Here is a 22,512-nt window from a genome sequence, read left to right on the forward strand (position 1 = left end):
GAGGCAGGGCCGAACTGGCACCCCGATAACACCATGGCCAGCGTGGCACCGGAAATCAGCAGGCGGCTTCTCATGGACCCGGGAGTCTACACATACCCGACATCTGCCCCCATGGAATACGGAAGGGGCGTGGCACAGCGGCAGACCGCGCCGGGCGGCGTCTCCGTGTCGTGCGTCCGCTTCCCGGAAGCGCCACTTTTTGGCTGCATTCACAGTGTTTTTCAAACCCCGCCGGGTGAAGTCATCGCATCCAGGTGGTCATCGAGCACGCCGGGCTGACCGCAACCGGAACCGCAACCGGGCGCGCTTCCAGATCATAAAAGATCGGGTAATCCGCCCAGGTCGTCGTGGTAGGGCACCCGGGGCTCGAGCCCGGAACCTACGGATTGAAGTCACGAGCTTTTATTGCGTCGCTCTGCCGCGGTATGCCGCCCCGGAAATACCCGAGCCTCTCAGCCGATCCTGTTCCTTCGCTTAAGAATTTCCAGGTCTGGCATCGATGAGTCGAGTACGGGATTGCGGATGAGTGGCTGACGGCGTCGGCATCGGTCAGAGCATCTCCTCGGTTCAACCGCTGTCACGCAGGTCGCCGTCATGGCGCCGAATTGATCGATCTCGTGGTCGTTCCTATCAGGCGCAGGTAGCCGGCCGGCCGCCGGCAAGGCCTGCCGGGGGCGGGCGCTTCGGCGCCGGTCATGCCCTGGAGGAGTGCGTCTCCACGGCCACCCGGGTGAAGGCCAGGGCCTTGGCGGAGACGCTCGCCGTACGCCATATCAGCGCGTACTCGAACGGCCCGACGTCGTGGAACGGGACGTAGACCAGGTTGGGCCGTGGATAGTAACGGGCGCCCTGGGCGGCGGCAATCGTGACGCCCTCACCCGCCGCGACGAGGGCGAGCAGTTCCTGCCAGTACTTCGTGGTGGTCGAGTGATGGATGGGCCGCCCGGCCGGCGTGCGATCAGGCAGGTGACGCGCCTGGAAATAGCCCGGCATGCCGTCGATGAGGCGCAGGTTCTCACCCCCGAGGTCCTCGATGGAGATCGACGTACGGCCGGCCAGGCGGTGAGAGGCGGAGACGGCGAGCATGGTCGGGTCGCGCACGAGCACCGGGCCCACGGTCAGATCGGGCTCGTCCACGGGCAGTTCGATCACCTGGAGGTCCAGCTCGCCCCGGCGCAGCGCGCCGTACCTGTCGGACAGGTGCACTTCGCGGATCTGCACCTCACACCCCGGATGCGCGGCCCGGAACGCCTCGACGACGGTCATGACCCGCTCGCTGGCCAGCGGGCTGGAGAAGCCCACGCGCAGCACCTCGCCGATGCCGCGCGCGGTGTGCGACGCCTTGGCCATGGCTTCGAGAATCCCATGGCAGTGCGGGCCGAGGTCCTCACGCAGTTGCCTGCCCAAGGGGGTCAGGGCCACCCGGCGGCTGGTGCGCTCGAACAGCGGGCCGCCGACCCGGCGTTCCAGGGCCTGGGTCATCTGGCTCACCCGGGCGCGCGACACGTGCAGCCGGTCGGCGGTACGGCCGAAATGCAGCTCTTCGGCCAGCACCAGGAACGTCTCCAGCTCCTGCCAGTTCACCGGCTCCCCCCGTTCGGTAAGGGCACCTTACCGAACGGTGAGAACTTTGCCGTTGTTCGTGACCATCTGCCGGATTCACACTGCTTCAGGCAGGCGACCACCGACGGCGACGAAGGGCAGAACGACACGATGACCAGGCAGCGCATCGAACTGGCGGCAGCGTCGCCACGAGCCGCCCGCCTGATCACCGAACTGGAGGACGTGCTGCGCCGCGAGGGGTTGTGCGATGACCGGTTGCGCGAACTCGCGCGCATCCGGGTCGCCCAGCTCAACGGCTGCGCGTACTTCCTGGCCCTGCGTTCCGCGGAGGCGATCCGCCTCGGCGAGCGGCAGGAGCGGCTCAACGAGCTGGCGGGCTGGCGCGACTCGCGCCGGTTCACCGACTCCGAACGGGCCGCTCTGGCTCTCGCCGAAACGATGACCAAGCTCCCGGCCGACGGCGTGCCCGACGACGTGTACGGCGCGGCGGAGAACCTGCTCGGTCCCCACAACCTCGCGAATCTGATCATGGCCGTGTCCGTCGCGAACGCGCTCGATCGCATGTGCCTGACCGCGAGGATCTCCCCTCCGCACTAGGTCTCACCAGGCCAGACATCCCTGCGGGGCGGCTTCGCGCTGCCCTGATGCATCCCGGAAGAGAAAAAGATGACACCTCGCGACCCTCTGGAAGCCCCCGACCCTCGGAGATGGCTGGCGCTGACCCTCTTGGTGGCGTCTTTCTTCATGGTCATCGTCGACTCCCAGATCGTCATGCTGGCCCTGCCCTCCATAGAGACCGAGCTCGGCTTCTCCCCGGGCGGCGTCCAGTGGGTGATGAGCGCGTACCTGCTGAGCTTCGGCGGCCTGCTGATGTTCGGCGGGCGCACCGCCGACCTGCTCGGCGGACGCCGGATGTTCCTGTTCGGCACCGCCCTGTTCGGCCTCGCCTCAGTGCTGTGCGGCCTGGCCTGGAACGACTCGGTGCTGATCACCGCCAGGATCGTCCAGGGCGTCGCCGCCGCGATCATGACGCCGACCGCGATGGCGGTGCTCATGCACACCTTCGCCGAAGGGCCCGAGCGCAACAAGGCGCTGGGCATCTGGACCGGCGTCGGCGCCTTCGGCGCGACCGCCGCGCTGCTCATCGGCGGCCCGATCACCGACGGGCTCGGCTGGGAGTGGATCTTCTACATCAACGTCCCGGTCGTCGCGGCGGTCCTCGTCTTCGGCCCCCGTCTGCTCAAGGCGACACCGGTCCGGGAGGGCCGCCGCCGCTTCGACCCGGCGGGCGCGGTGACGATCACCGCCGCCATCGCCCTGCTGGTCTACGCCGTCTCCGAGGCGCCGCTGGCCGGCTGGGGCAGCGGCCGGACCATCGGCATGCTCGTCGGCGCCGCCGTACTGCTCGTGATCTTCACCGTGATCGAGAACCGGTCGCAGGCCCCGCTGGTGCCGCTGCGGATCTTCCGCTCGCCGACCGTGGTCGGCGGCAACATCCTGATGCTCATCATCGCCATGACGGTGTACGGAGGGGCGCTCATCACCTCGCTCTACGCCCAGCAGGTCCTCGGCTACAGCGCGGTGAAGTTCGGGCTCAGCACCGCCATCTACGCGGTCATGTCGATCATCGGCGCGAACGTCAGCGCCCGGCTGGTCGCCAAGGTCGGCTACAAGCCCATCGCGATCGCGGGCATGACGCTGCTGGCCGGCGGCCTGCTGCTGCTGACCCGGATCGACCCCGACGGCGGCTACTGGAGCGACCTGTTCTTCGGCCTGGTCGTCTTCGGCTCCGGCATCGGCAGCACCAACGTCGCCGCCTCCATCGCCTCGCTCACCGGCGCCAAGCCCGAGGAGTCCGGCCTGGTCTCCGGCATCAACAACGCCGTCTTCCAGATCGGAGCCGCGCTCGGCATCGCGATCGCCTCGTCGGTCGCCTTCGCCGCCACGACGGGCGCCGGCGCCGAGGGCCTGAACGACGGGTTCCGTGCGGCCTTCCTGGCCACCGCGGTCTTCGCGCTGGCCGGGCTCGCGACGGCGCTGCTCCTGCTGCTGCACCGGGACAAGAAGACGTCCCCGCAGGGCGCCGGCAAGCACGCGGTGTCCGCTCACCACTGACCCGACCACCACACAACACCGAGGAACACGCAATGACAGACGACAAGGTCACCGTCATCGGGCTTGGCTCGATGGGTACGGCCATCGCCGAGGCGTTCATCAGGGCAGGACGCCCCACGACGGTGTGGAACCGTACGCCGCACAAGGCCGCACGCCTGGCCGCCGAGGGCGCGATCCACGCGGAGACGATCGAGGACGCCGTGGCCGCGAGCCCGCTGATCATCACCTGCCTGACCACGTACGAAGACACCCGCCAGGCCCTGCAACCGGTCGCCGCCGCACTGTCGGGGCGCACCCTGGTCACCCTGAACAGCGGACCCCCGGCCGGCGCCAGGGAGACGGCCGCCTGGGCCGCCGCCCACGCGGCCCGCCACCTCGACGGCGCGGTCAAGAACGTGCCCGCAGCCGTGGGGGCGCCGGACACCCTGATCTACTACAGCGGCGACAAGGCCGTCTTCGACGCCTGCGAGCCGACGCTGACGGTACTGGGCGGCGACACCGTCCACCTGGGCGACGAGATCGACCTGGCCGCCCTGTACGAGATGGCGGTGGGCGCCCTCCTGCTGCCCGCCCTCGTCGGCTTCTTCCAGGGCGCCGCCGCCCTCCGGGCGCGCGGGCTGCAGGCGGGCAGCATGGTGCGCTTCACCGGCAAGTGGCTGGACATGATCAAATCCCTGCTCCCGGTGTACGCCAGCGAGATCGACAGCGGCGACTACAGCGACGCCGCCTCCTCCGTGAACCTCTTCCTGGCCGGAGCGGCCCATGACGAGGACCTCGCCCGGGAGACGAACGTCGACGTGACCTGGCTCGTCCCGCTGAACGACCTGCTGCGGCGAGCCGCCGAGGCCGGCCACGGCGACCACAGCATCTCAGCTCTCACCGAGCTGCTCGGCAAGCCGACCCCACCCTCCGGCTGAGAACGGCGGGGAGCTTCCGCGTCGGTCCGAACGCGATTCCGGTCGGCGCCACGATCGCGACCGGATTCGCTCAGTCGCTCCGCCGTGCGGGCGGGCGTGCCGTGCAGCCCTCCGGCGCTCTGGTGACCGGCCAGGTGCAGCTGCCTGCCGCGCCGCCGGAGCCGAGTCTCCAGCGGACATGCGACCACCGGGGGGAGCGCACCCGGCTGCTCGTCCGCCTCGCGGATCGCCCGCGTTTCCGTCGGGTGGTGGTGGACCATGCTCGCGGCGATCATCGTGGTGGACGCCAGGTTCTGGTCGTCGTCCAGGCTTCGATCATGCCCGGCGAGGCGGTCCCGTCCACACCTCCGGCGTACCCGCAGCGATCGCTGCCGCCACTCCCTGCGCCGGCAGCCGTTCTCTGCCCAGGCGGTCGGCGGAGGGCAGCCCGTTCACCGCGTCCACGATCAGCAGGGCTTGCCGCAGGCTGAGCGGAGGCAGGGCCGTCATCCTGCGGCACGCTCCAGGCGGCGGGCAGCACCCCTGCCGGCCTCGCGGGTGGGTGGTATGCCGGTCATGCGATGATCGGGAATCGGTGGCTCAGGCCGGTGATGTGCATCAGCCGGGCCATGCGCGGCGGAACGCCGGTCAGGGCGAGCGTGATGCCCAGTGACCGGGCCCGGCCTTGAGCGCCGATGAGTACGCCCAGGCCGCCGGCGCCGCAGAAGGTCACCTGGGACAGGTCCAGGACGAGCAGGTCGGTGCTGTGGGCGAGAGTGTTGATCAGCCGCCTGCGCAGCTGAGCCGTGGTGAAGATGTCTATGTCCCCCGTCAGGTGCACGAGGGTCGGCGCCGAGGCGCCCGCCTCGGCGAGTGGGGCGGTGTCGATGACGGTCATGGAAGTCTCCTGTGGGGAAGCTGGAACGCGATGAGATGCCTGCCGGCCGGAGATCGGCCCGCCGCCGGACAACGGGCGATGCCTGGACCGCTCAATCCGGCCGGCAGGCGGCACGTGGGTCACGCCAGGATCGGCCGTGCCGTGAACGAGGCCGCCTTGTGCCCGTTGACCGACCCGCCCTCGTTCTCCCACCGGGCCGAGTCGGCCGTCGCAGGCGGACCGGGCCTCGCCGGCAGGTGCGCCAGAGTGAGAATGGCGTCGGCCGTCAAGCCGGCGGTGTCCTGGGCGGTGAGCTTGAGCACGGCCTCGGCGACGCCGGCGGCGGTTCCTGACGGGATGATCAGCAGGACGACCGGCTCGCCGGACGCGAAGCTGAGAGTGATCATGCGCGGGTCGGTGTGGCGGAACCAGCCGACGCGGACCTGCCGACCGCGGGCCGGGATGCGGCGCGGGATGTTCTGCCACGCATCGCCATGCACGCCGACGCGGAGCGTGACCCGATCAAGCAGTCGGTCGACGGCGGCGATGAGACCGGGGAATTCCGCGGCGGTGTCACTGGAGTAGGGCCACCAGGCCCCGTCCACCACCGATCGACGATTCGGCACCGGGTGGAGACTGAGCCGTAGCGCGGAATCGGCCCGAGGCATCGCGGACGAGGTGGGGCTGAGCGGTGCGGGCTGAGAAAGAAGTGTCGGCGTCATGGTCGCTGACCTATCCGGGCCCCTCAGAAGGGGCCGGTGGTGGTTCGCCGGGGGCGACGCAGACCTGAGTGCCAACGCTCGAGAAGTCCTCGGTACCTTCAGTCTACCTCCTACTTCCGGAATCACATAATTCCGGAAGTAGACTCTGTGGATGACTTCCGGAAACTCGCCCTCGGGAATCACGGAGCCGGCCGGAGTCGCTGCCGGAAACCCGCGCCGGTCGCGGGCCGTCCCGCTCCCCGCTCCCCACGCCGCCGTCCTGGCCGACTACACCGCCACCCTTGAGCGCGCCCCGCTGGCCGACTCCACCAAGACCAAGTACACCTCCCGGCTGCGCGGCTACCTGGCCTGGCTGGCCGTCCAAGCCGACGCCGCCGCCCCGGACGGCGGTCCGCTCACCGACGCGGCCGCGGCCGCCGGCGCGGTACGCGACTTCCGCCGCCACCTCAAGGACGGCCGTCGCGCTCCCAACACCATCGACGCCTACCTGTCGGCCATCGACGACTTCTACGCTCGCCGCGGCCTCGGCAGGCCCCGGACCCGCCGCGAACGCGACTCCCGGCGCACCACCCCGCGAGTCCTGGACGCCCGGCGCGCCCGCCGCTACATCCGCCACGTCCAGCTCACCGCTTCCCCGCGCGACAAAGCCGTCGCCCTGCTGCCCTACTACGCCGGACTGCGGATCTCCGAAGTCGTCGGCCTCGACCTGACCGACGTGCGCCTCTCAGCCCGCACGGGGGAACTGCGCATCCGCGGACAGGGCCGCGACGGCGGCAAGATCCGCCTGCTGCCCGTCCATGCGGACCTGCGCCAGGCCCTGACCGACTGGCTGGCAACCCGCGCCGGCTGGAAGGGAGCCGGCTCCCACCCCGCGCTGTTCCTCAACCAGCGCGGCGGTCGCCTGAGCGACCGTGCAGCCCGGGACATCATCACCGGCCTTGGCGACGCCGTCGGTCTGGGTGACGACCCTACCGAGCCCTTCAGCTCGCACGTCCTACGCCACACCTTCGCCACCCAGCTCATCCGCCACGGCACGGCCCCCATCCTGGTCGCCGACCTCCTCGGCCACGGCTCGTTGGACACCACCCGCCGCTACGGCCTGCCGACCGAAGCGGACAAGGCAGCCGCTTTGAACGCCCTGATCAGCGACCATTAGCCTGCACCGACCACAGAGGTCAGGCACAGGCGCGACACGATATCGATGATCTTGTAAATGGTGAGGGCCTTCGGTTCGTCAACGACCGCGGTGATCGGCAAGCCGCCATCGTCAACCCCGGAACCAAGGACGTCGACAGGTGAGCTCGCGCGTGCCGGCCGCCCTGATGGCGCTCACCCTCCCGCGGTGCTCAGCGCACGCCAGGCCGGCGCCACGCGGGCCGTGGGGCTCGTGACGCAAATTCTCCGCTCCGACTTTCCCTCGCCGAAGCGGGGAAGTGCGCCTATCCCCGACCGGTGGGGAAGTTTCCCGAGCGTGAACTCACCTCAGGAGCGCCTGTTGCGGTTGGTGTCGCGACGCTGGTCACGCTCGGCGCGAAGGGCCCGATCCACGCGCTGATCTTCGTCGGCATCCTGATCGTCGAGCAGCAATTGGAGAACCACGTGCTCCAGCCGCTGATCGTCGGCCGGGTGCTGCACTTCCACCCGCTGGCGATCATCATCGTGCTGGCCGTCGGCGGCATACTGGCCGGGATCGCGGGCGGGCGGTCGCGCGGCGGTCCTGGCGGTCCTCCATCGAGTTCACGACAGTGCCGCACCTGACGCGGAGAGTCAGTCCTGCAGACGGACGACGATGACGACGGTCGTGCCGGCCGGGCCGGTGGTCACCGTGAGCGAGTCGCTGAGCTCGGCCATCAGCCACAACCCGCGGCCGTGGTCGCGGTCGCGGTCAGGCATCGATGCCCGCTGCTGGTAGTGGCGGGCCGGGATCCCGGGGCCATGATCGCTGATCTCGCAGCACAGCAGGCCATCGGTCTGCCACAGGCGGACCCGCCCGGATCCACCGCCATGATCGAACACGTTCGCCACGCCTTCTTGCACCGCCAGTTCAAGATCTGCCCGCCGAGCCGACGACAGCCCCTGCTGGGTGGCATGCGCGCTCACGCCCTTCCGTAACGCGCTCTGATCGTACGCGGCCGCACCACCCGGCCCGGACGTACTCAGTGCCCAGGTCAGCAGCGGGTCCCGGCATTCCGGCGGCGGCCCGAACAACCCGCTCACCGGTCACGCCCGCTCATCGCCGGTCACCGGGACGGTCGGCTGCCGTCCTGGGGAGCTGCCACCTGAGCGCGCCGCTCGCCCGCCGCTCGTCGCGACATGTCGACAGCGGCCGGGACATCAGATGCCGGAGGGGCCACGGCGGTCGGCACGGGCATGGGACGGCTGACGGCGCCTTGGACATCATGGTCCCTTCGATGGCGCGATCAGCGTGACCTGCGGGAGTGACGACGACCGCTGTGCAATCAGATCCTGACTCGCGACATCCCTGCCCCCGCGGCGAAACGGGAAACGGCCCGGGTCCCGGCTGCCGGCGAGACTCCTCGGGGCGGACGAAGTGACAGATGCCCAGACGGCCCGTACAGCCCTCGCGACCGGGACTGCTGCGGGCCCAGCACCGTCAGGTCCGTCGTACGGCGCTGTCGCTGCTCAGAAGCCGTAAGCCGCCAGAACGCCGCCGGTGCAGGCGGTGATCGGTGCCGCCACGTGTCCGGCGTCGCGGTGGACGCCGCGCAGGGTGTTGGAGGCGAAGGAGCGCTGGAACTCCAGTCCGACGTAGCCGAGCCCGAGGTGGGTGGCGGACAGGCCGCCGACGTGCAGGGGCAGCCCTGTTTCGTCAAGCGCGCCGAGCGGGGCCAGGAAGTCGAGGTGCGGCAGGTAGCCGGTCGCGTAGATGACCGTGTCGACGCTCTCGCGTTCGCTTGCCCAGTCGGCCACCTCCACGCACTTGGCGGCACTGCGCGACGGCGGAGTGCTCACGTCGCGGCGCGAGTGGAAGGCCGTCTATTACCGCGCCGACCCCGACGGGGCGCGGCGGGCGCCGGCCGATCTGCAGGCCGCCTTGGCCGCGTGCTGCCCACCGGACGGCGCCTTCAGTCGGCGGGTGTGGCTGACGGCTGGCGGAGCCCGCACACCTGGGCTTAGGCGCTCATCTAATTTGACATTTCTCTAACCAGTGGTTCACAATCTGAGCTGTTTAGATGAGTTTCTATTCAGGAGGTGCGCGATGAGTGCTCTGCTCACCCGCCTGCGCCACCCCGCCCTCGTCTCGGGCTTCGCCTTCGACGAGGCGACCTCGGAGGTGTGCGACCGCACCTGCCGCGCCGACGCGGCCGTCGAACGCGCCCGCGCCTCCGCCCTGTCGTCCCTGTCCTTCCGCTAACCCGCGCGCCATCTGGAGAGCCGTCATGAGTGACAGTTGCTGCGGCACGGTTGCCGTCGAGATCGAGCAGTTCGCCATCCCTCAGCAGGCCGCCTCCGGGCCGGCGAACGATCTGCCCGTCGTCGTGATCGGCGCCGGTCCGGTCGGGCTGGCCGCCGCCGCCCACCTGGCCGAGCGTGGCATCGACTTCACGATCCTGGAGGCCGGTGACCGGGTCGCCGCCTCGGTGGCGCAGTGGGGGCACGTACGGGTGTTCAGCCCGTACCGGTACAACATCGACGCCGCCGCCCGCCGCCTGCTGGAGGCCGACGGCTGGACGGCCCCGGACTCCGACTGGCTGCCGACAGGCGCTGAACTCATCGACGACTACCTCGCCCCGCTGGCCGAGCTGTTCGGCGACAAGGTGCGGCTCGGCGCGAAGGTCACCGCGATCAGCCGCCTCGGCTACGACCGCGTGCGCACGACAGGCCGCGAGCAGGCCCCGTTCCTGATCCGGCTCGACGACGGCACCGAACTCCAGGCCCGCGCGATCATCGACGCCTCCGGCACCTACACAAGCCCTAACGTGCTGGGCTCGAGCGGCCTGCCCGCACACGGCGAGGCGGAGGTTTTCGTCGACCACGCCCTGCCCGACGTCCTCGGCGCCGACCGTGACCGCTACGAGGGCAAGCGCGTGCTGGTCGTCGGCGCCGGCCACTCGGCCGCCACCACCCTGCTCGCGCTGGCCGAGCTGCCGGACACGCCGATCACCTGGGCCATCCGCGCCGGCAACGCCACCCGCACCTACGGCGGCGGCGAGGCCGACGCGCTGCCGGCCCGCGGCGCGCTCGGCACCCGGCTGCGCGCCCACGTCGAATCCGGCCGCATCCAGTTGCTGCCCGGCTTCTTCACCCACCGCGTCAACACCACCGACCAGGGCGCCGAGGTCGTCAGCCGCGCCCCGTCAGGCCGGGAGCAGGCCGTCACCGTGGACCGGATCGTGTCGGCCACCGGCTACCGCCCCGATCACTCCATCGCCTCCGAACTCCGGCTCGACCTGGACCCGGTGCTCGGCTCTCCCCGTGCCCTGGCCCCGTTGATCGACCCGAACCAGCACTCCTGCGGCACCGTCCCGGCCCACGGCGTGGACGAACTCGCCCACCCCGAGCCCGGCTACTTCGCCGTCGGCGTCAAGAGCTATGGCCGCGCACCGACGTTCCTCATGGCCACCGGTTACGAGCAGGTCCGCTCGGTCGTGGCGGCGCTGGCCGGGGACTGGGAGGCGGCCCGGGACGTTCAGCTCGACCTGCCCGAGACCGGCGTGTGCTCCTCCGACCTGGTCGAGAAGCAGGAGCAGCGGGTCGGCCTGGCGACCGGCATCAGCGGCGGCCTGCTGTCCACCCCGCTTCCCCTCGCCACCGTGGGCGCCACCGCCGAGTCCGGCGGCGGCTGCTGCGGCTGAGCGGAACAACCCCGATGTCCTACGGCTACCCGACCGCCGCCCAGAAGGAGGCGCTGCGCCTCATCTGCGACCACGAGCCGATGCCCGCCGCACGGCTGGCCGACGAACTGGTCGCCGCCCGCAGGCCCAGCACCAAGCGGCCCGTCGCGTGCCGGGCATGGACGGCGGGCCGTCGCCGCGCTGGCCGGCCTGCCGGGCGTGCTGTCGGTGACCGGACGGCTGGTCACGACCGGCCTGCGGAACCGGGTGCCCGCCGGCCGCATCGCGGTCTTCTCCGTCGCAGGCAAGGCGTCGGCCCCACTGGGTGCGGTCGCTCTGGCCCAGGCCGTTGGCCATGGCTGGGTGATGAGCGCGGTCGCCGCCGCCTGCGGGATCGCCGCGTTCGCGCTGGTGGCCCGTCATCGCCTAGGATTTAGACAAGCTTCGAATCAGGAGGGCTTGTCATGACCGTCCCGTCCGGCCAGTGCTGCGCCCCGATCGCCCGCGAACCGCTCGGCGAGGCCGACGCCGCCGAGCTGGCCACGCTGCTCAAGGCCGTGGCCGACCCGGTGCGGCTGCGCCTGCTGTCGATGATCGGCTCCCACGCCGGCGGCGAGGCGTGCGTCTGCGACCTGACTGGCACCTTCGACCTGACCGCGCCCACCATCTCCCACCACCTCAAGGTGCTGCGGACGGCGGGGTTGATCGACGGGGAGCGGCGCGGCACCTGGGTCTACTACCGCATCATCCCCGAGGCGGTCAACAGGCTCGGTGCGCTGTTCGCTCCGCTCACCGGGTCCGCTGCCGGGGCCGTCCCTCAGCCCGCCGCGGGACGCGCCGAGCTGGAGCTGCTTCCGGCATGACGGCCGCCCCCCGGCCCGTCGACGTCCTGGTGATCGGCGGCGGGCAGGCGGGCCTGGCCGCCGGCTACTACCTGCGCCGCGCGAAGGCCGACTTCGTCATCCTCGACGCCCAGGACAGCGCCGGCGGCGCGTGGCGGCACGCCTGGGACCGCCTGCGCCTGTTCTCGCCGGCCCAGTACAGCTCGCTGCCCGGACGCATGATGCCCATCCCCCCGGATGGCGGCTGTCCCAGCGCCGCCGAGGTCGTCACCTACCTGACCGACTACGAACGCCGCTACGACCTGCCGATTCTGCGCCCGGTGACAGTGCACGCCGTCCGGCGTGGTGACGGTCACCTCCTGGTCGAGACGAGCCTCGGCACCTGGCAGGCCAAGAACGTGATCAGCGCGACCGGCACCTGGTGGCGTCCCTACGTCCCGCACTACCCCGGCCTGCGCGACTTCGGCGGCGAGCACCTGCACACTGCCGGCTACCGCGGCCCTGAACCGTTGCGCGGCGGGCGCGTGGTCATCGTGGGCGGTGGCAACTCCGCCGCCCAGCTCCTGGCCGAGGTGTCCACGGTCGCCGAGGTCACCTGGGTGACCCGGCGCCCGCCACGCCTGCTGCCCGACGACATCGACGGCCGCGCCCTGTTCGACCTGGCCACCCGCCGCCACCGCGCGGCCCAGGCAGGCCGGCAGGCCGGAGGCATCGCCGACCTGGGCGACATCGTCGCCGTCCCGCCCGTGCGTGAGGCCCGCGATCGCGGCGTACTGAAGGCCGAGCCCATGTTCGCCCGGGTCACCCCGTACGGCGTCGCCTGGGCCGACGGCAGCACGCTGGCCTGCGACGTGATCCTGTGGTGCACCGGCTTCCGGCCCGCCCTGCGCCACCTTGCGCCCCTGGGCTTGCGTGGCCGGGACGGCCTCATCCCCACCCGGGGCACCCAGACGGTCGATGAGCCCCGCCTGCACCTGCTCGGTTACGGGGATTGGACCGCCCCCGCGTCGGCCACCCTCATCGGCGCGGGGCGCACGGCACGGCAAGTGGCCGCAGAGATCGTCGCCCGGCTGGAGATCTGCGGTACCCGGCCTGCGCGTCGTGCCGTCAGTCTCTGGCGTGACGGGCCATCTTGACCGCTGAGATCACCAGGACGACGGCAAGGGCGGGAATGAGGACGAGATCGGGCACCACCCCGAGCAGCAGCCCGCCGAGGAGAGCGCCCGCGACAGAGCCGGCGATCATGATGACGGTGAAGCGCAGATTGGCGCCCAGGACGGCGAAGCTGCCGTCCCGGCTGTAGCGGGCGAACGCGACCAGCATGGTCGGCAGCGACACCACCAGCGACAGGCTGCCCGCGGCCTTGATGTCCACGGCGTAGAGCAACACGATTGTCGGGATCAGCAACTCGCCGCCGGCCACGCCCATGATGGCCGCCACCACCCCGATGCCGAACCCGGCCACGACGCCGGTCACCGCCAGCGGCGGGCCCGGCAGGGCGAGCGAGCCCACCGCGGTGGTGTGGGTGAGCACCAGAGCGGCGGCCATGAGCACCATCAGAGCCCCGAGGACCTTGTAGAGGGTGGCGGTGCGCATCCGGACCGCCCACGAGGCTCCCGCCCAGGCGCCCAGCAGACTGCCGGCCAGCAGGTTGACCGCGACCGTCCAGTGCGCGGCCAACTCGGCCAGGGGGACGGCGGCCAGCCGGGCAGGTAGCGCGACCAGCACCACGATCAGGCTCATTGCCTTGTTCAAGATGACCGCCGACAGCGCTGCGAACCCGAACAGGCCGATCAGCAGGGGAAGCCGGAACTCGGCGCCGCCCAGGCCGATCATCCCGCCCAGCGTGCCTACCACCGCGCCGGCGGTGAAGGCCACTGGCAGCGAGCGTGCCGCCGGCGCGGGCATGGTGCTCTCCTTCACGGTCATCGACCAAGCTCCTGGCTCGCCACGCCGGCCGCCGTGTCCGGCATGCACGGCTTCTTGTGCCCGCTCGGCTCACGCTATCGACGGAGCCGGCGGGCACGTCACTGCCTCGGGCTAGTTCGACCGGCATCTATCTTGACGTTTATCTAAGCAATATGAGATCGTACGGACTGCTTAGACATATATCTAACTATCTGGTGGCGCCCTGCCGCTGCCCAACACGAAGGAGACCACGGTGACGGAGCAGACCAGCGGCGGCTTCATCGGCGACCTGGAAGAGGCGTTCGCCCCGTCCGCGGCCGGCGGCTGCTGCGGAGCCCCTGCCGCACTCAGCACGAGCGAGACCGACCAGGCGGCCACCAGCTGCTGCGGAAGCCCGGCCGCAGCCCAGCAGGCCGCGCAGTCCGGCTGCTGCGGCCAGGCCCCGGCCCTCGTCGACACTCAGGCCCCCGGCGCCGTCTCCGCCGGGTGCTGCGGATGACATCCACGCCCCCGGACGTGGACTCGCCCCCGGCCGGCCTCGCCGCGATGCTGAGCCAGGTGTCTGCACAGCGGATGAAGGCCACGGTCCACGAGCTGGCCGGCGACCACTACGCCGGGCGGCGCGTGGGCACGCCCGGAGGCCGCGCCGCCGCCGCGTGGCTCGCCGAGCGGCTGCGCGAGCTGGGCGCCGAGGTCGAACTCGACTCCTTCCCCGTCGCCGACGTGCGGGAGCTGTATGCCACCCCGGTGCTCGAATGGAGCGCGGGCGGTCAGGTGCTGCGCCTGGAGCACCGCCGGGACTTCGTCGAGCACCTCGCCTCCGCCGAGTTGCCGAACCCGCGCACCGCGCCGCCGGCCGCACCTTACGATGCCGACCTGCGCGGCCGGTGGGTGCTGGCCGAGGCTGGAGACTGGGCGCGGGCGTGCGAACGAGCCGAGGCCCACGGCGCGGCCGGGGTGCTGACCGCGCGCGGCACCGACGCCGAGGGGTGGATGCCCAAGATGATCGCCGGCCCGGCCGCCCGCGCCGTCCCGATCATCGCCGTGCACCCCGACCGGCACGCACATCTGAGTGCTGCCATGGCCGCCGGCCCCGTGCAGGTGACCGGGTCGATGCCGCTACGGCAGGTCGGCGCGGACGGCCACAACGTCCGTGCCCGCTTCCCGCACTCCGGCGTCGGTGATGGCCACGTACGGGTGCTGCTGAGCGCGCACTACGACGGCGTCGGCGACGATCCCGATCGGCGCCTGCCGGCGGCAGCCGACAACGCCTCGGGCGTGGCCGCGGTCCTGGAGGTCGCCCGAGTGCTGGCGGCCTCCGCGCCGCCAGGGGTGCTGGAGCTGGCGGTGGCCTTCCTGGATGCGGAGGAGGCGGGCGCGTGGGGCTCGGCCCACCACGCCATCACCCTGCCGCCGGACACGTTCGTGATCAACCTCGACGGTGCCGCGCATCTTCACCAGGCTGCCGCCGTCGAGGCGGGAGGTCCCGCCCACGGGTTGCTGGCCACGCTCGACCAGGCCGCCCGCCTGACTGGCGTGCCCTTGCGGGCAGGTGCGATGGCCTCCGACAACCGCCGCTACGCCGCCGCCGGACTGGCCGCGATCGGCATCGGCATGGGCATGCCCGGCTACCAGACCCCCGCCGAAACCCCTGACCGCGTCCAGCCGGACACTCTGGTGGCGGCAGCCCGCCTGATTGTGGCCACCACGTGGTTGCTGTCCCGTCGGCCTACCGGCTGATCGTCTTTCAGCGACGGGTCCTGGCGGGTGACCGCGATCGGGATTCCCGGGGCTTGCGCCAGCATCGTCCTCACCGCCGACGCCTACACCTCGGTGCTGCCTCGGCTGTATCCCGAGAGCGTCCGGGCCGCTGGTTCGCAAGGCCGCTCGCAAAACCGCGCGCAAGGCGAACAACGGCCCGCCCTGGTACGTGACTCACATGTGTCTCACCGTGACTCACGATCACACAACTCGACTACAGAATCGCGGGAAACCCCAAGTCGGAGTGGTAGGGCGCCCGGGGCTCGAACCCGGAACCTACGGATTAAAAGCCGCGAGCTTTTATGTCGCGAACAATCTTGGCGTATTCGATTGTGTCGCTCTGCCGCGTTATGCCGCCCGGAAAATACCCAGGCCTGTCGCCCCGTGTCTACGCGTGTCGCTGACCGAAGAGCACGTGGCGAGCGCGGAATACCGGGTCGGTGGCCGATCGCTGATATGGGTCAGCTCTGGTCGGTTCTTGCTCTGCTGACGATGGTTGACAGGTGGCCGCGGTAAGTAGCGCCGAGCCTGGTCACCTCGCCGACGAACGTCCCTCGGCCTTCAGTCATCTGGCTGACCCAGTTCTCGGGAAGCAACACTCGTTCGCCGACCGTGAGGGGTGGCTGTCCACGCCACCGATAGGCGTACTTGCCGACCTCGACGACCTGGTCGCCGTTGATCTCGTAGTAGCGCTGGGCGTCGTCGAGATGCTGCTCCAGTTCGGCGACACGCCGCTGAAGTCGCTCGATCTCCTGCCGGGCCGTCGAGCGCGCTGTCATGCCCGCCGGAGTGCCCCTCCCGTCGGCCGCGCTGGTACGCCTCGGACAGGGCCCGTTCATGGTCGGTGATGTGAATACCGCACGCCACGTCGGATCCGTAGACGTGTTGTTTGCACGAGCTGCCCGAACGGGCCGGTCGCCCGCACAGTCGGACTTCGAACGTTCGCTCGCTCATCGCCCACCCATTCATATCACCGCATTGATCGATCTCGTGGTTGTTCCGGTCAGGCGGAGATGGAGGTGCGGGCGCCGAATATCAATCCTTGCAGGTTGGAGGCATCGTGGACGCTCCATCCTTTTGGATGGGCGCTTCGAGCGCTGCGCCAGATGGAGCCGCCGCACGATCGCCTCGGACTCCGAGGCGATCCGCTCCTGCGCCGTCACCGGCAACGCCGGCACTTGAGCGGGCTCGACGCCGCCGGATGGGTATTCACTCGCGGGGACGGCGATCAGTGAGACGCGACCACTGAGCGGCGCTTCCGCGGCCGCGCAGCGGACGCCTCGAAATCCGTGTCCATCCACCGGGTTTCTGCCCCCGCCTTGTCAGGGGCCAGGGTGGTAGATCAGGTGCAGGACCCCGGTGGCGAAGGTGGCCGAGTGGACCAGTCGCAGCGGGGTCGGACCGCCGTCGGCGAAGAGCCGCTCCCCACGGCCGAGGACGACCGGGTGGATGAGGAGGTGCAGTTCGTCGAGCAGGTTGTCGCGCAGCAGTGATCGCACCAGGGTCAGGCTGCCGCTGATGGTGATGTGCCGGGCCGGCCCCTGTTTGAGGGCGGCGAGTTCGCCGGAGAGCGGGCCGGGGATGACGGTGGTGTTCTGCCAGGCCGGGGAGGTCAGCGTGGTCGAGGCCACCAGCTTGGGCATCGAGTTGATCCGGTCGGCGAACGGCACCTCGCCGCCTCTGCCGGGCCACGAGGCGGCGAACACCTCGTAGGTCCTGCGTCCGAGCAGGAGGATGTCGGCTTCGTCGAGCTGGCCGGAGACGGCCGCGGCCATCTCCTCGTCGTAGTAGGGGAAGTGCCACTGCTCGGGGGCTTCCACGACACCGTCCAGCGACACGAACAGCTGCGAGACGATGGTGCTCACGCTGTGGCCTCGGTGAAGAACGCGGCGAGCGCGGGTGCGATGGCCTCGGGGTCCACGTTGTGAGGCTGACCGGTGAGGGTGGCTCGCCGGACGTCCGGCAGCAGGTCGGCCACGGCCTGCGCCGTGCTGCTGATCCACGGGATGGTCTCGCCGTCGATCACCAGGGTGGGGGCCGTGACGCCGGTCAGCCGATCGGCGGGCAGGGAGAAGTCGCCGGTGATGGTGGCGTCGTAGACGAGCGTGTGGGCCACGGCCTCCATCGCCGGCCAGCCCGGGAAGTCGCGCATCGGGGCCACGAACTCGGCCGGGATGCCGACCGCGGCGGTGAGGAACAGCTCGCACATGTCGCCCCGGCGGCCCTCGGCCAGCAGCGCCACGAGCTGCTCGCGGTAGTCGGCCGGCACCGGCGTACGGGTGCCGGGCAGGATGTAGGGGACCTCCCACACCGCCAGCCTGTCGACGGCGAGCCCGCGGGCGGCGGCCTCCAGGGCGATGATGCCACCGCCGGAGGTGCCGTACAGGTGCGCCGACCCGCCCGCCGCGGTGATGAGCGCCTCGATGTCCTCGTATTCGCGGTCCACCGCGTAGGGAGCGGTGTCACCGCTGTCGCCGCGGCCGCGCCGGTCGTAGTTGTAGACGGTCAGGTCCTTGGCCAGCAGCTCGGCCAGGGGCGCGTTGGCGGATCGGTCGGTGGGGCCGGCGCCGATGAGGATCATCGCCGGGCCCTGCCCGATCCGGTCGTAGGCGATCGCGGTGCCGTCCTGCGAAATGACCTTGTCCATGTCGTTTCCCTCGTGTTCGTGTTCGTCGCTTGCATGATCAGAATGCTTCACGTGGCAGCTGTTCGACATCCGTGGACTCCACTGATTCGCCACTGAGACGTCCGTGACGTCCATACGTACGTGATGATGTCCGGATGATCGCAAAGGTGTCCCAGCGCGAGGCCGAGGTGCTGGCGGCGGTGGCGGCGCGGCTGTCGAACGCGCAGATCGCGAACAGGTTGCGCATCTCCGTCCGCACGGTCGAGAGCCACGTCGCCTCGCTGCTGCGCAAGTACGGCGTGGCCGACCGGCAGGAGCTGGCGCAGCAGGCGGTGCAGGCCGGTGTGGACCGCGACATCCCTGACACGCCGCAACCCGGGGTTCCCGCCCCGATGACCTCGTTCGTCGGGCGCGAACGGGAACACGAGGCGGTCCTGGCGGCGTTCGGCGCCTCCCGGCTGGTCACCCTGCTGGGTCCCGGCGGCGCGGGCAAGAGCCGCCTCGCGGCGGAGATCTGCTCCACGTACCCGGCCGGCGGGGCGTTCGTGGATCTGGTTCCCGTACGGGACGGGTTCGTCACGCAGGCGACGGCCAAGGTGCTCGGGGTCGGTGAGCGCGCCCAGCAGCCGTTGGAGGACGCCGTCATCGAACGGCTTCGCCGCGGTCGGGCGCTGCTCGTCCTCGACAACTGCGAGCACGTGCTGGACACCGCTGCCGGCTTCGCGGAGCGGATGCTGGCAGCCTGCCCCGGCACCCGGATCCTCGTGACGAGCCGCGAGCGCCTCGGCGTGCCCGGCGAACGTACCGTGCCGATCGGCCCGCTGCCCCTGGACTCCGACGCGGAGGCGCTCTTCCTCGACCGGGCCACCGCGGCCGATCCGGAGTTCGACGCCGACCCGGCCCTGCTGACGGAGATCTGCGCCCGCCTCGACGGCATTCCCCTGGCCATCGAGCTCGCCGCGGCCCGCAGCGCCTCTCTGGGGCTTGCCGGACTGCTCGTCGCGCTCGACGACACGCTGAGGCTGCTCACCGGAGGACGGGCCGCCGACCGGCGGCATCGGTCCCTGCGCGCGGTGCTCGAATGGAGTCACGACCTGCTGGACGAGGAAGAGCAGGCGCTGTTCCGGCGGCTGTCGATGTTCTGCGGCGGCTTCGACCTGGCCGCCGCGACGGCGCTCACCGCCGGCCGCCCACCCGGCGCCGTGAGCCATGTGCTGGGGCGGCTCGTCGACAAGAGTCTCGTCGTACGCGCCCCGGGGACGGCGAGCCGATGGCGGCTCCTGCAGACCGTCAGAGCCTTCGCCGAGGACCTGCTACGAGACTCCGGCGAGCACGACCCGGCTCGGGAACTCCATCTGCTGTGGGCCGCCAGTACCGCTACGGCGATGCGGGAGCGGCTGATCGCCGCCGGACAGCACGGCGCCGGGACAGCGGCGCCGTTCGAAGACAGCCAGAAGGACGGCGCCGAGGGCTGGCGGCGGGAGTTCGACGAGGTCTCAGACGATCTGCGTGCGGCGCTGGCCGCCGCACCGCCCGGACCGGGCGGGGCGGCGCACCGGCTGGCCCGCTCGCTGGGTCACCTCACCTTCGCCCGCCGATTCCTGGCCGAGGCCCAAGGCCACTACCGGCAGGCAGCCGAACGAGCGCCCGGTCCCGCCGAAGCGGCCGAAGACCTGCGGCACGCGGCCGACTGCTCCCTGGACAACATCTCCGGGCAATTCGTGTTCGACCTGCTGCTCGCCTCGGCGGCGCAGGCCCACGCCGCGGGCGACGAGAAGGGCCGCGCGGTCGCCCTGGCCCGTGCGGTGGAGACAGCGGCGAGGTTTCTGGCCTCCTTCCCCGAGGGCATTCCCGGCGAGCGGCTCCGCCGTCATCTCACCGAGGCCGCCGAGGCCGCCGAGGCCGGAGACCCGGGCGACCCGACCGTGGCCGCGGCCCTCGCCGCGGCGGCGGCCTGGACCGCGCGGCCGGGCGCCTTCGACCCGGACCCGGCCCTGGCCGCCCGCGCGCTCGCCGTCGCACGGACGACGGGCGACGCCGTGCTCATCAGCGCGGGACTCGACGCGGTGACGACCGCCGCCGTACGGGCCGGCCGGCATCGCGAAGCCCGGCGGCACACCGAGGAGCGGCTGGCACTGCTGTCCGTGATGGACCGCGACGACCCGCGTTCGGCCATCGAGATCGTGGACACCCTGCACGTGGCCTGCACCGACGCGATCGTCGCGGGAGATCTGCCCGCGGCGATCACCGCCGGTCGGATCATGATGGCCGACGACCTCGTCGGGGACCACCCCTACATTTCGGCCAGCAGGCTGATCCCCGCGCTCGTCCTCACCGGGGACCTCGGCGCGGCCCTGCGCTACGGCGAACGGATGTGGGCGGGCTGGGAACGAGCCGGCCGGCCCCCGGCCGGATGGCTGCTGCCTTCCGTGTCGGCCGTGGCGCTCGCCCACGGGCTTCTCGACGACCGGGTCCGTTTCCGGCTCTGGCGTCACAGGGCCGGCGTGGTGGTCGACCACGCGCAGGCCGGGCATGCCCGGCTGACTTCCTTCGGCGCGTTCGTCGATGCCCGTGCCGCGCTGCAGTCCGGTGACCTGAGCGACGCGGCCGCCCTGGTGGGGAGGGCTTTCGGCACGTTCTCGATGGGACGTTACGCGGCGTACGCGCAGGCGGCGGGAGCCGAGCTGGCCGTCGTCGCCGGGCTGCCTGATGCCCCGGACCGGCTCGCGGCCGCGCTCCTGACAGCCGGTGAGAACCACTGGGCCTCGGCATGCCTGGCTCGCGCCGGCGGCAGGCTCCACGCGGACCCGGACGCGCTGACGGCCTCGGTCGCCCAGTGGGAGGGCATCGACGCCCGGCTGGAACGGGCCCATACCCTCCTGCTGATCCCACATCGCGCCGAAGAGGGCCGAGCCGCCCTCGAAGCACTGATCACGAGGACGGGTAGGAGAACCCCGTAACAGGAGTCCTCCACGGATACTCACATGCTGCTTGAACTGCATGGACGTAATCGTCGGCAGACGTAAGGACCCCATGCGGGCTTCGGCGAAGTCCGCGAGCCACCACGAGGTCACCTGTCAACGTCGTGGGTTCCGGGGTTGACGGTGGTGGTTTGCCGATCACCGCCGTGTTCGGGCCAGCGCGTCCTGTGCCTGCGCCAGAGTGGGGTGGGTGGGAAATATGCGCCCCAGCAGGCCGGTCCTGCGGAGCAGTTGCTCACATGTGCCGTGCAGGCCGATCAAGGCCAGCGCGCCGCCGTCATGGTCGATCTGCCTCCATGCCCGGACCAGGCTGCTCAGTCCGGAGGAGTCGCAGAACTCCACCCCGGACATGTCCATGATCACTAGCGGTGGGTGCTGCTGCCGGCACACCTTGACCACTTCGTGTTCCAGGTGCGTGGCAGTGTTCAGGTCCAGCGCGCCATGTATGGCCACCACCTGGCCCGGGGGCGCCGCGCGCACGCTGAGCCGCAAGGGCGGCGGGTCGTTCGACATCGGCTGCGAAGGCATCGACGCCTCCTCTTGGGAGGCCCTCTGCCCCGCGCCCGCTCGAGCCTCTTCGAGTGGGCTTGGCGATCTCATGGATGGAGGAGGCTTGTCGATGGGGAGCAAGGGCGTCGCCGGCAGCCGGCCCCCTGGGCCCGTTTCCCCCTTCGCCGCAGGGGTAAGGGGTGTCGCGAGTCAGGATCTGATCGCACTGCGGTTGTCGTCGCTCTCGCAAGTCACGCTGATCGCGCCATCGAAGGGACCATGATGTCCAAGGCGCCGTCGGCCGTCCCATTGCCCGTGCCGACCGTCGCGGCCCCTCCGTCGTCTGATGTTCCGACCGCTGTCGACATGTCGCGACGAGGGGGCGGGCGTGCGGCGCGTTCAGGCGGCAGCTCCCTCAGAGGGCAGCCGGCCGCCCCCGGTGACCGGCGATGAGCGGGCGTGACCGGTGAGCGGGATGTTCGGGCCGCCGCCGGAATGCCGAGACCCGCTGCTGACCTGGGCACTGAGTACGTCCGGGCCGGGTGGCGCGGCCACGTACGATCAGAGCGCATTGCGGAAGGGCGTGAGCGCCCATGCCACCCAGCAGGGGCTGTCGTCGGCTCGGCGGGAAGATTTTGAACTGGCGGTGCACGAAGGTGTGGCCAACGTGTTCGATCATGGTGGTGGATCCGGGCGGGTCCGCCTGTGGCAGGCCGATGGCCTGCTGTGCTGCGAGATCAGCGATCATGGCCCCGGGATCCCGGCCCGCCACTACCAGCAGCGGGCATCGATGCCTGCCCGCGACCGTGACCACGGCCGCGGGCTGTGGCTGATGGCCGAGCTCAGCGACTCGCTCACGGTGACCACCGGCCCGGCCGGCACGACCGTCGTCATCGTCGTCCGTCTGCGGGACTGACTTTCCCGCCACCGAACGCG

The 22,512-nt window shown here is 70.9% G+C and carries 24 protein-coding genes; 14 read left to right on the forward strand and 10 right to left on the reverse strand.

The window, feature by feature from the left end:
• Window positions 1-693: 693 nt before the first annotated feature.
• Window positions 694-1,584 (reverse strand): LysR family transcriptional regulator, encoded by an 891-nt coding sequence (locus ACFYYW_RS47745; RefSeq protein ID WP_387660895.1) that lies wholly within the window; start codon window positions 1,582-1,584, stop codon window positions 694-696.
• A gap of 129 nt (window positions 1,585-1,713) precedes the next feature.
• Between ACFYYW_RS47745 and ACFYYW_RS47750 the strand changes: the two genes are divergently transcribed.
• From ACFYYW_RS47750 to ACFYYW_RS47760, 3 genes are all read left to right on the forward strand, one after another.
• Complete coding sequence (locus tag ACFYYW_RS47750) at window positions 1,714-2,160, forward strand: carboxymuconolactone decarboxylase family protein (RefSeq protein WP_387660898.1); 447 nt, start codon at window positions 1,714-1,716, stop codon at window positions 2,158-2,160.
• Window positions 2,161-2,229: 69 nt separating this feature from the next.
• A complete protein-coding gene (locus tag ACFYYW_RS47755; RefSeq protein WP_387660900.1) occupies window positions 2,230-3,678 on the forward strand; it encodes an MFS transporter in 1,449 nt (482 codons plus the stop codon).
• A complete protein-coding gene (locus tag ACFYYW_RS47760) occupies window positions 3,675-4,595 on the forward strand; it encodes an NAD(P)-dependent oxidoreductase (protein WP_387661048.1) in 921 nt (306 codons plus the stop codon). The genes ACFYYW_RS47755 and ACFYYW_RS47760 overlap by 4 nt, the downstream gene beginning before the upstream one ends.
• Window positions 4,596-5,148: 553 nt before the next feature.
• Here ACFYYW_RS47760 and ACFYYW_RS47765 read toward each other — a convergent pair.
• Together ACFYYW_RS47765 and ACFYYW_RS47770 are read right to left on the reverse strand one after the other, a co-directional pair.
• Complete coding sequence (locus tag ACFYYW_RS47765) at window positions 5,149-5,472, reverse strand: STAS domain-containing protein (protein ID WP_387660903.1); 324 nt, start codon at window positions 5,470-5,472, stop codon at window positions 5,149-5,151.
• A gap of 119 nt (window positions 5,473-5,591) precedes the next feature.
• Window positions 5,592-6,173, reverse strand: coding sequence for a DUF5994 family protein (locus ACFYYW_RS47770; RefSeq protein ID WP_387660906.1), 582 nt, complete (start codon window positions 6,171-6,173; stop codon window positions 5,592-5,594).
• Between the two features lie 151 nt (window positions 6,174-6,324).
• Here ACFYYW_RS47770 and ACFYYW_RS47775 point away from each other — a divergent pair, with 151 nt between their 5' ends.
• Together ACFYYW_RS47775 and ACFYYW_RS47780 are read left to right on the forward strand one after the other, a co-directional pair.
• The gene (locus tag ACFYYW_RS47775; protein ID WP_387660909.1) at window positions 6,325-7,329 is read left to right on the forward strand and encodes a tyrosine-type recombinase/integrase; all 1,005 of its coding nucleotides are present in this window, start codon (window positions 6,325-6,327) and stop codon (window positions 7,327-7,329) included.
• 296 nt (window positions 7,330-7,625) lie between these two features.
• Window positions 7,626-7,931, forward strand: coding sequence for an AI-2E family transporter (locus ACFYYW_RS47780; protein ID WP_387660912.1), 306 nt, complete (start codon window positions 7,626-7,628; stop codon window positions 7,929-7,931).
• A gap of 9 nt (window positions 7,932-7,940) precedes the next feature.
• Here the strand turns inward: ACFYYW_RS47780 and ACFYYW_RS47785 are convergent, their stop codons facing one another.
• Entirely contained in the window at window positions 7,941-8,390 is a 450-nt protein-coding gene (locus tag ACFYYW_RS47785) for an ATP-binding protein (protein ID WP_387660914.1), read from the reverse strand.
• A 426-nt stretch (window positions 8,391-8,816) separates the two neighbouring features.
• Window positions 8,817-9,104, reverse strand: coding sequence for a hypothetical protein (locus tag ACFYYW_RS47790; protein ID WP_387660917.1), 288 nt, complete (start codon window positions 9,102-9,104; stop codon window positions 8,817-8,819).
• Between the two features lie 289 nt (window positions 9,105-9,393).
• Between ACFYYW_RS47790 and ACFYYW_RS47795 the strand changes: the two genes are divergently transcribed.
• The 5 genes from ACFYYW_RS47795 to ACFYYW_RS47815 all read left to right on the forward strand — a co-directional run bounded on the left by ACFYYW_RS47795 (window position 9,394) and on the right by ACFYYW_RS47815 (window position 12,947).
• Window positions 9,394-9,549 (forward strand): hypothetical protein, encoded by a 156-nt coding sequence (locus tag ACFYYW_RS47795; RefSeq protein ID WP_387660920.1) that lies wholly within the window; start codon window positions 9,394-9,396, stop codon window positions 9,547-9,549.
• 25 nt (window positions 9,550-9,574) lie between these two features.
• A complete protein-coding gene (locus tag ACFYYW_RS47800; RefSeq protein WP_387660923.1) occupies window positions 9,575-10,990 on the forward strand; it encodes an FAD-dependent oxidoreductase in 1,416 nt (471 codons plus the stop codon).
• 198 nt (window positions 10,991-11,188) lie between these two features.
• Window positions 11,189-11,437 (forward strand): hypothetical protein, encoded by a 249-nt coding sequence (locus ACFYYW_RS47805; RefSeq protein ID WP_387660926.1) that lies wholly within the window; start codon window positions 11,189-11,191, stop codon window positions 11,435-11,437.
• Entirely contained in the window at window positions 11,434-11,832 is a 399-nt protein-coding gene (locus ACFYYW_RS47810; RefSeq protein WP_387660929.1) for a metalloregulator ArsR/SmtB family transcription factor, read from the forward strand. The genes ACFYYW_RS47805 and ACFYYW_RS47810 overlap by 4 nt, the downstream gene beginning before the upstream one ends.
• Entirely contained in the window at window positions 11,829-12,947 is a 1,119-nt protein-coding gene (locus tag ACFYYW_RS47815; RefSeq protein WP_387660933.1) for an ArsO family NAD(P)H-dependent flavin-containing monooxygenase, read from the forward strand. The genes ACFYYW_RS47810 and ACFYYW_RS47815 overlap by 4 nt, the downstream gene beginning before the upstream one ends.
• Here ACFYYW_RS47815 and ACFYYW_RS47820 read toward each other — a convergent pair.
• Window positions 12,919-13,740, reverse strand: coding sequence for a sulfite exporter TauE/SafE family protein (locus tag ACFYYW_RS47820; protein WP_387660936.1), 822 nt, complete (start codon window positions 13,738-13,740; stop codon window positions 12,919-12,921). The genes ACFYYW_RS47815 and ACFYYW_RS47820 overlap by 29 nt on opposite strands.
• Window positions 13,741-13,972: 232 nt before the next feature.
• Here ACFYYW_RS47820 and ACFYYW_RS47825 point away from each other — a divergent pair, with 232 nt between their 5' ends.
• Both ACFYYW_RS47825 and ACFYYW_RS47830 read left to right on the forward strand, forming a co-directional pair.
• The gene (locus ACFYYW_RS47825) at window positions 13,973-14,218 is read left to right on the forward strand and encodes a hypothetical protein (protein WP_387660939.1); all 246 of its coding nucleotides are present in this window, start codon (window positions 13,973-13,975) and stop codon (window positions 14,216-14,218) included.
• The gene (locus ACFYYW_RS47830) at window positions 14,215-15,459 is read left to right on the forward strand and encodes a M28 family metallopeptidase (protein WP_387660942.1); all 1,245 of its coding nucleotides are present in this window, start codon (window positions 14,215-14,217) and stop codon (window positions 15,457-15,459) included. The genes ACFYYW_RS47825 and ACFYYW_RS47830 overlap by 4 nt, the downstream gene beginning before the upstream one ends.
• Before the next feature lie 482 nt (window positions 15,460-15,941).
• Here the strand turns inward: ACFYYW_RS47830 and ACFYYW_RS47835 are convergent, their stop codons facing one another.
• The 3 genes from ACFYYW_RS47835 to ACFYYW_RS47845 form a co-directional block, all read right to left on the reverse strand.
• Window positions 15,942-16,259: a hypothetical protein gene (locus ACFYYW_RS47835; protein ID WP_352360929.1), complete on the reverse strand. Its 318-nt coding sequence runs from the start codon at window positions 16,257-16,259 to the stop codon at window positions 15,942-15,944.
• Between the two features lie 543 nt (window positions 16,260-16,802).
• Window positions 16,803-17,345, reverse strand: a complete 543-nt coding sequence (locus tag ACFYYW_RS47840; RefSeq protein WP_387660946.1) for a dihydrofolate reductase family protein — start codon at window positions 17,343-17,345, stop codon at window positions 16,803-16,805.
• Complete coding sequence (locus tag ACFYYW_RS47845) at window positions 17,342-18,127, reverse strand: alpha/beta fold hydrolase (RefSeq protein ID WP_387660949.1); 786 nt, start codon at window positions 18,125-18,127, stop codon at window positions 17,342-17,344. Before ACFYYW_RS47845 ends, ACFYYW_RS47840 begins: the two co-directional genes overlap by 4 nt.
• Window positions 18,128-18,261: 134 nt before the next feature.
• Between ACFYYW_RS47845 and ACFYYW_RS47850 the strand changes: the two genes are divergently transcribed.
• On the forward strand, window positions 18,262-21,066 hold the full coding sequence (locus ACFYYW_RS47850; protein ID WP_387660952.1) for an ATP-binding protein: 2,805 nt from the start codon (window positions 18,262-18,264) through the stop codon (window positions 21,064-21,066).
• A 159-nt stretch (window positions 21,067-21,225) separates the two neighbouring features.
• On the opposite strand, the gene ACFYYW_RS47855 is transcribed toward ACFYYW_RS47850, so the two are convergent.
• Window positions 21,226-21,615, reverse strand: a complete 390-nt coding sequence (locus ACFYYW_RS47855; protein WP_387660955.1) for an STAS domain-containing protein — start codon at window positions 21,613-21,615, stop codon at window positions 21,226-21,228.
• Between the two features lie 436 nt (window positions 21,616-22,051).
• Between ACFYYW_RS47855 and ACFYYW_RS47860 the strand changes: the two genes are divergently transcribed.
• The gene (locus tag ACFYYW_RS47860; RefSeq protein WP_352361107.1) at window positions 22,052-22,492 is read left to right on the forward strand and encodes an ATP-binding protein; all 441 of its coding nucleotides are present in this window, start codon (window positions 22,052-22,054) and stop codon (window positions 22,490-22,492) included.
• The last annotated feature ends 20 nt before the right edge of the window (window positions 22,493-22,512 follow it).

The sequence above is a fragment of the Nonomuraea sp. NPDC001831 genome, from assembly GCF_042892035.1.
In the GTDB taxonomy this organism is placed as follows: Bacteria; Actinomycetota; Actinomycetes; order Streptosporangiales; family Streptosporangiaceae; genus Nonomuraea.

Bases quoted from the DNA above. Each gene is read 5' to 3' on its own strand.
- ACFYYW_RS47810 (WP_387660929.1), top strand. From the start codon at position 11,434: ATGACCGTCCCGTCCGGCCAGTGCTGCGCCCCGATCGCCCGCGAACCG.
- ACFYYW_RS47820 (WP_387660936.1), bottom strand. From the start codon at position 13,740: ATGACCGTGAAGGAGAGCACCATGCCCGCGCCGGCGGCACGCTCGCTG.
- ACFYYW_RS47750 (WP_387660898.1), top strand. From the start codon at position 1,714: ATGACCAGGCAGCGCATCGAACTGGCGGCAGCGTCGCCACGAGCCGCC.
- ACFYYW_RS47770 (WP_387660906.1), bottom strand. From the start codon at position 6,173: ATGACGCCGACACTTCTTTCTCAGCCCGCACCGCTCAGCCCCACCTCG.
- ACFYYW_RS47830 (WP_387660942.1), top strand. From the start codon at position 14,215: ATGACATCCACGCCCCCGGACGTGGACTCGCCCCCGGCCGGCCTCGCC.
- ACFYYW_RS47855 (WP_387660955.1), bottom strand. From the start codon at position 21,615: ATGCCTTCGCAGCCGATGTCGAACGACCCGCCGCCCTTGCGGCTCAGC.
- ACFYYW_RS47860 (WP_352361107.1), top strand. From the start codon at position 22,052: ATGTTCGGGCCGCCGCCGGAATGCCGAGACCCGCTGCTGACCTGGGCA.
- ACFYYW_RS47755 (WP_387660900.1), top strand. From the start codon at position 2,230: ATGACACCTCGCGACCCTCTGGAAGCCCCCGACCCTCGGAGATGGCTG.
- ACFYYW_RS47850 (WP_387660952.1), top strand. From the start codon at position 18,262: ATGATCGCAAAGGTGTCCCAGCGCGAGGCCGAGGTGCTGGCGGCGGTG.
- ACFYYW_RS47835 (WP_352360929.1), bottom strand. From the start codon at position 16,259: ATGACAGCGCGCTCGACGGCCCGGCAGGAGATCGAGCGACTTCAGCGG.
- ACFYYW_RS47765 (WP_387660903.1), bottom strand. From the start codon at position 5,472: ATGACCGTCATCGACACCGCCCCACTCGCCGAGGCGGGCGCCTCGGCG.
- ACFYYW_RS47775 (WP_387660909.1), top strand. From the start codon at position 6,325: ATGACTTCCGGAAACTCGCCCTCGGGAATCACGGAGCCGGCCGGAGTC.
- ACFYYW_RS47795 (WP_387660920.1), top strand. From the start codon at position 9,394: ATGAGTGCTCTGCTCACCCGCCTGCGCCACCCCGCCCTCGTCTCGGGC.
- ACFYYW_RS47800 (WP_387660923.1), top strand. From the start codon at position 9,575: ATGAGTGACAGTTGCTGCGGCACGGTTGCCGTCGAGATCGAGCAGTTC.
- ACFYYW_RS47815 (WP_387660933.1), top strand. From the start codon at position 11,829: ATGACGGCCGCCCCCCGGCCCGTCGACGTCCTGGTGATCGGCGGCGGG.
- ACFYYW_RS47845 (WP_387660949.1), bottom strand. From the start codon at position 18,127: ATGGACAAGGTCATTTCGCAGGACGGCACCGCGATCGCCTACGACCGG.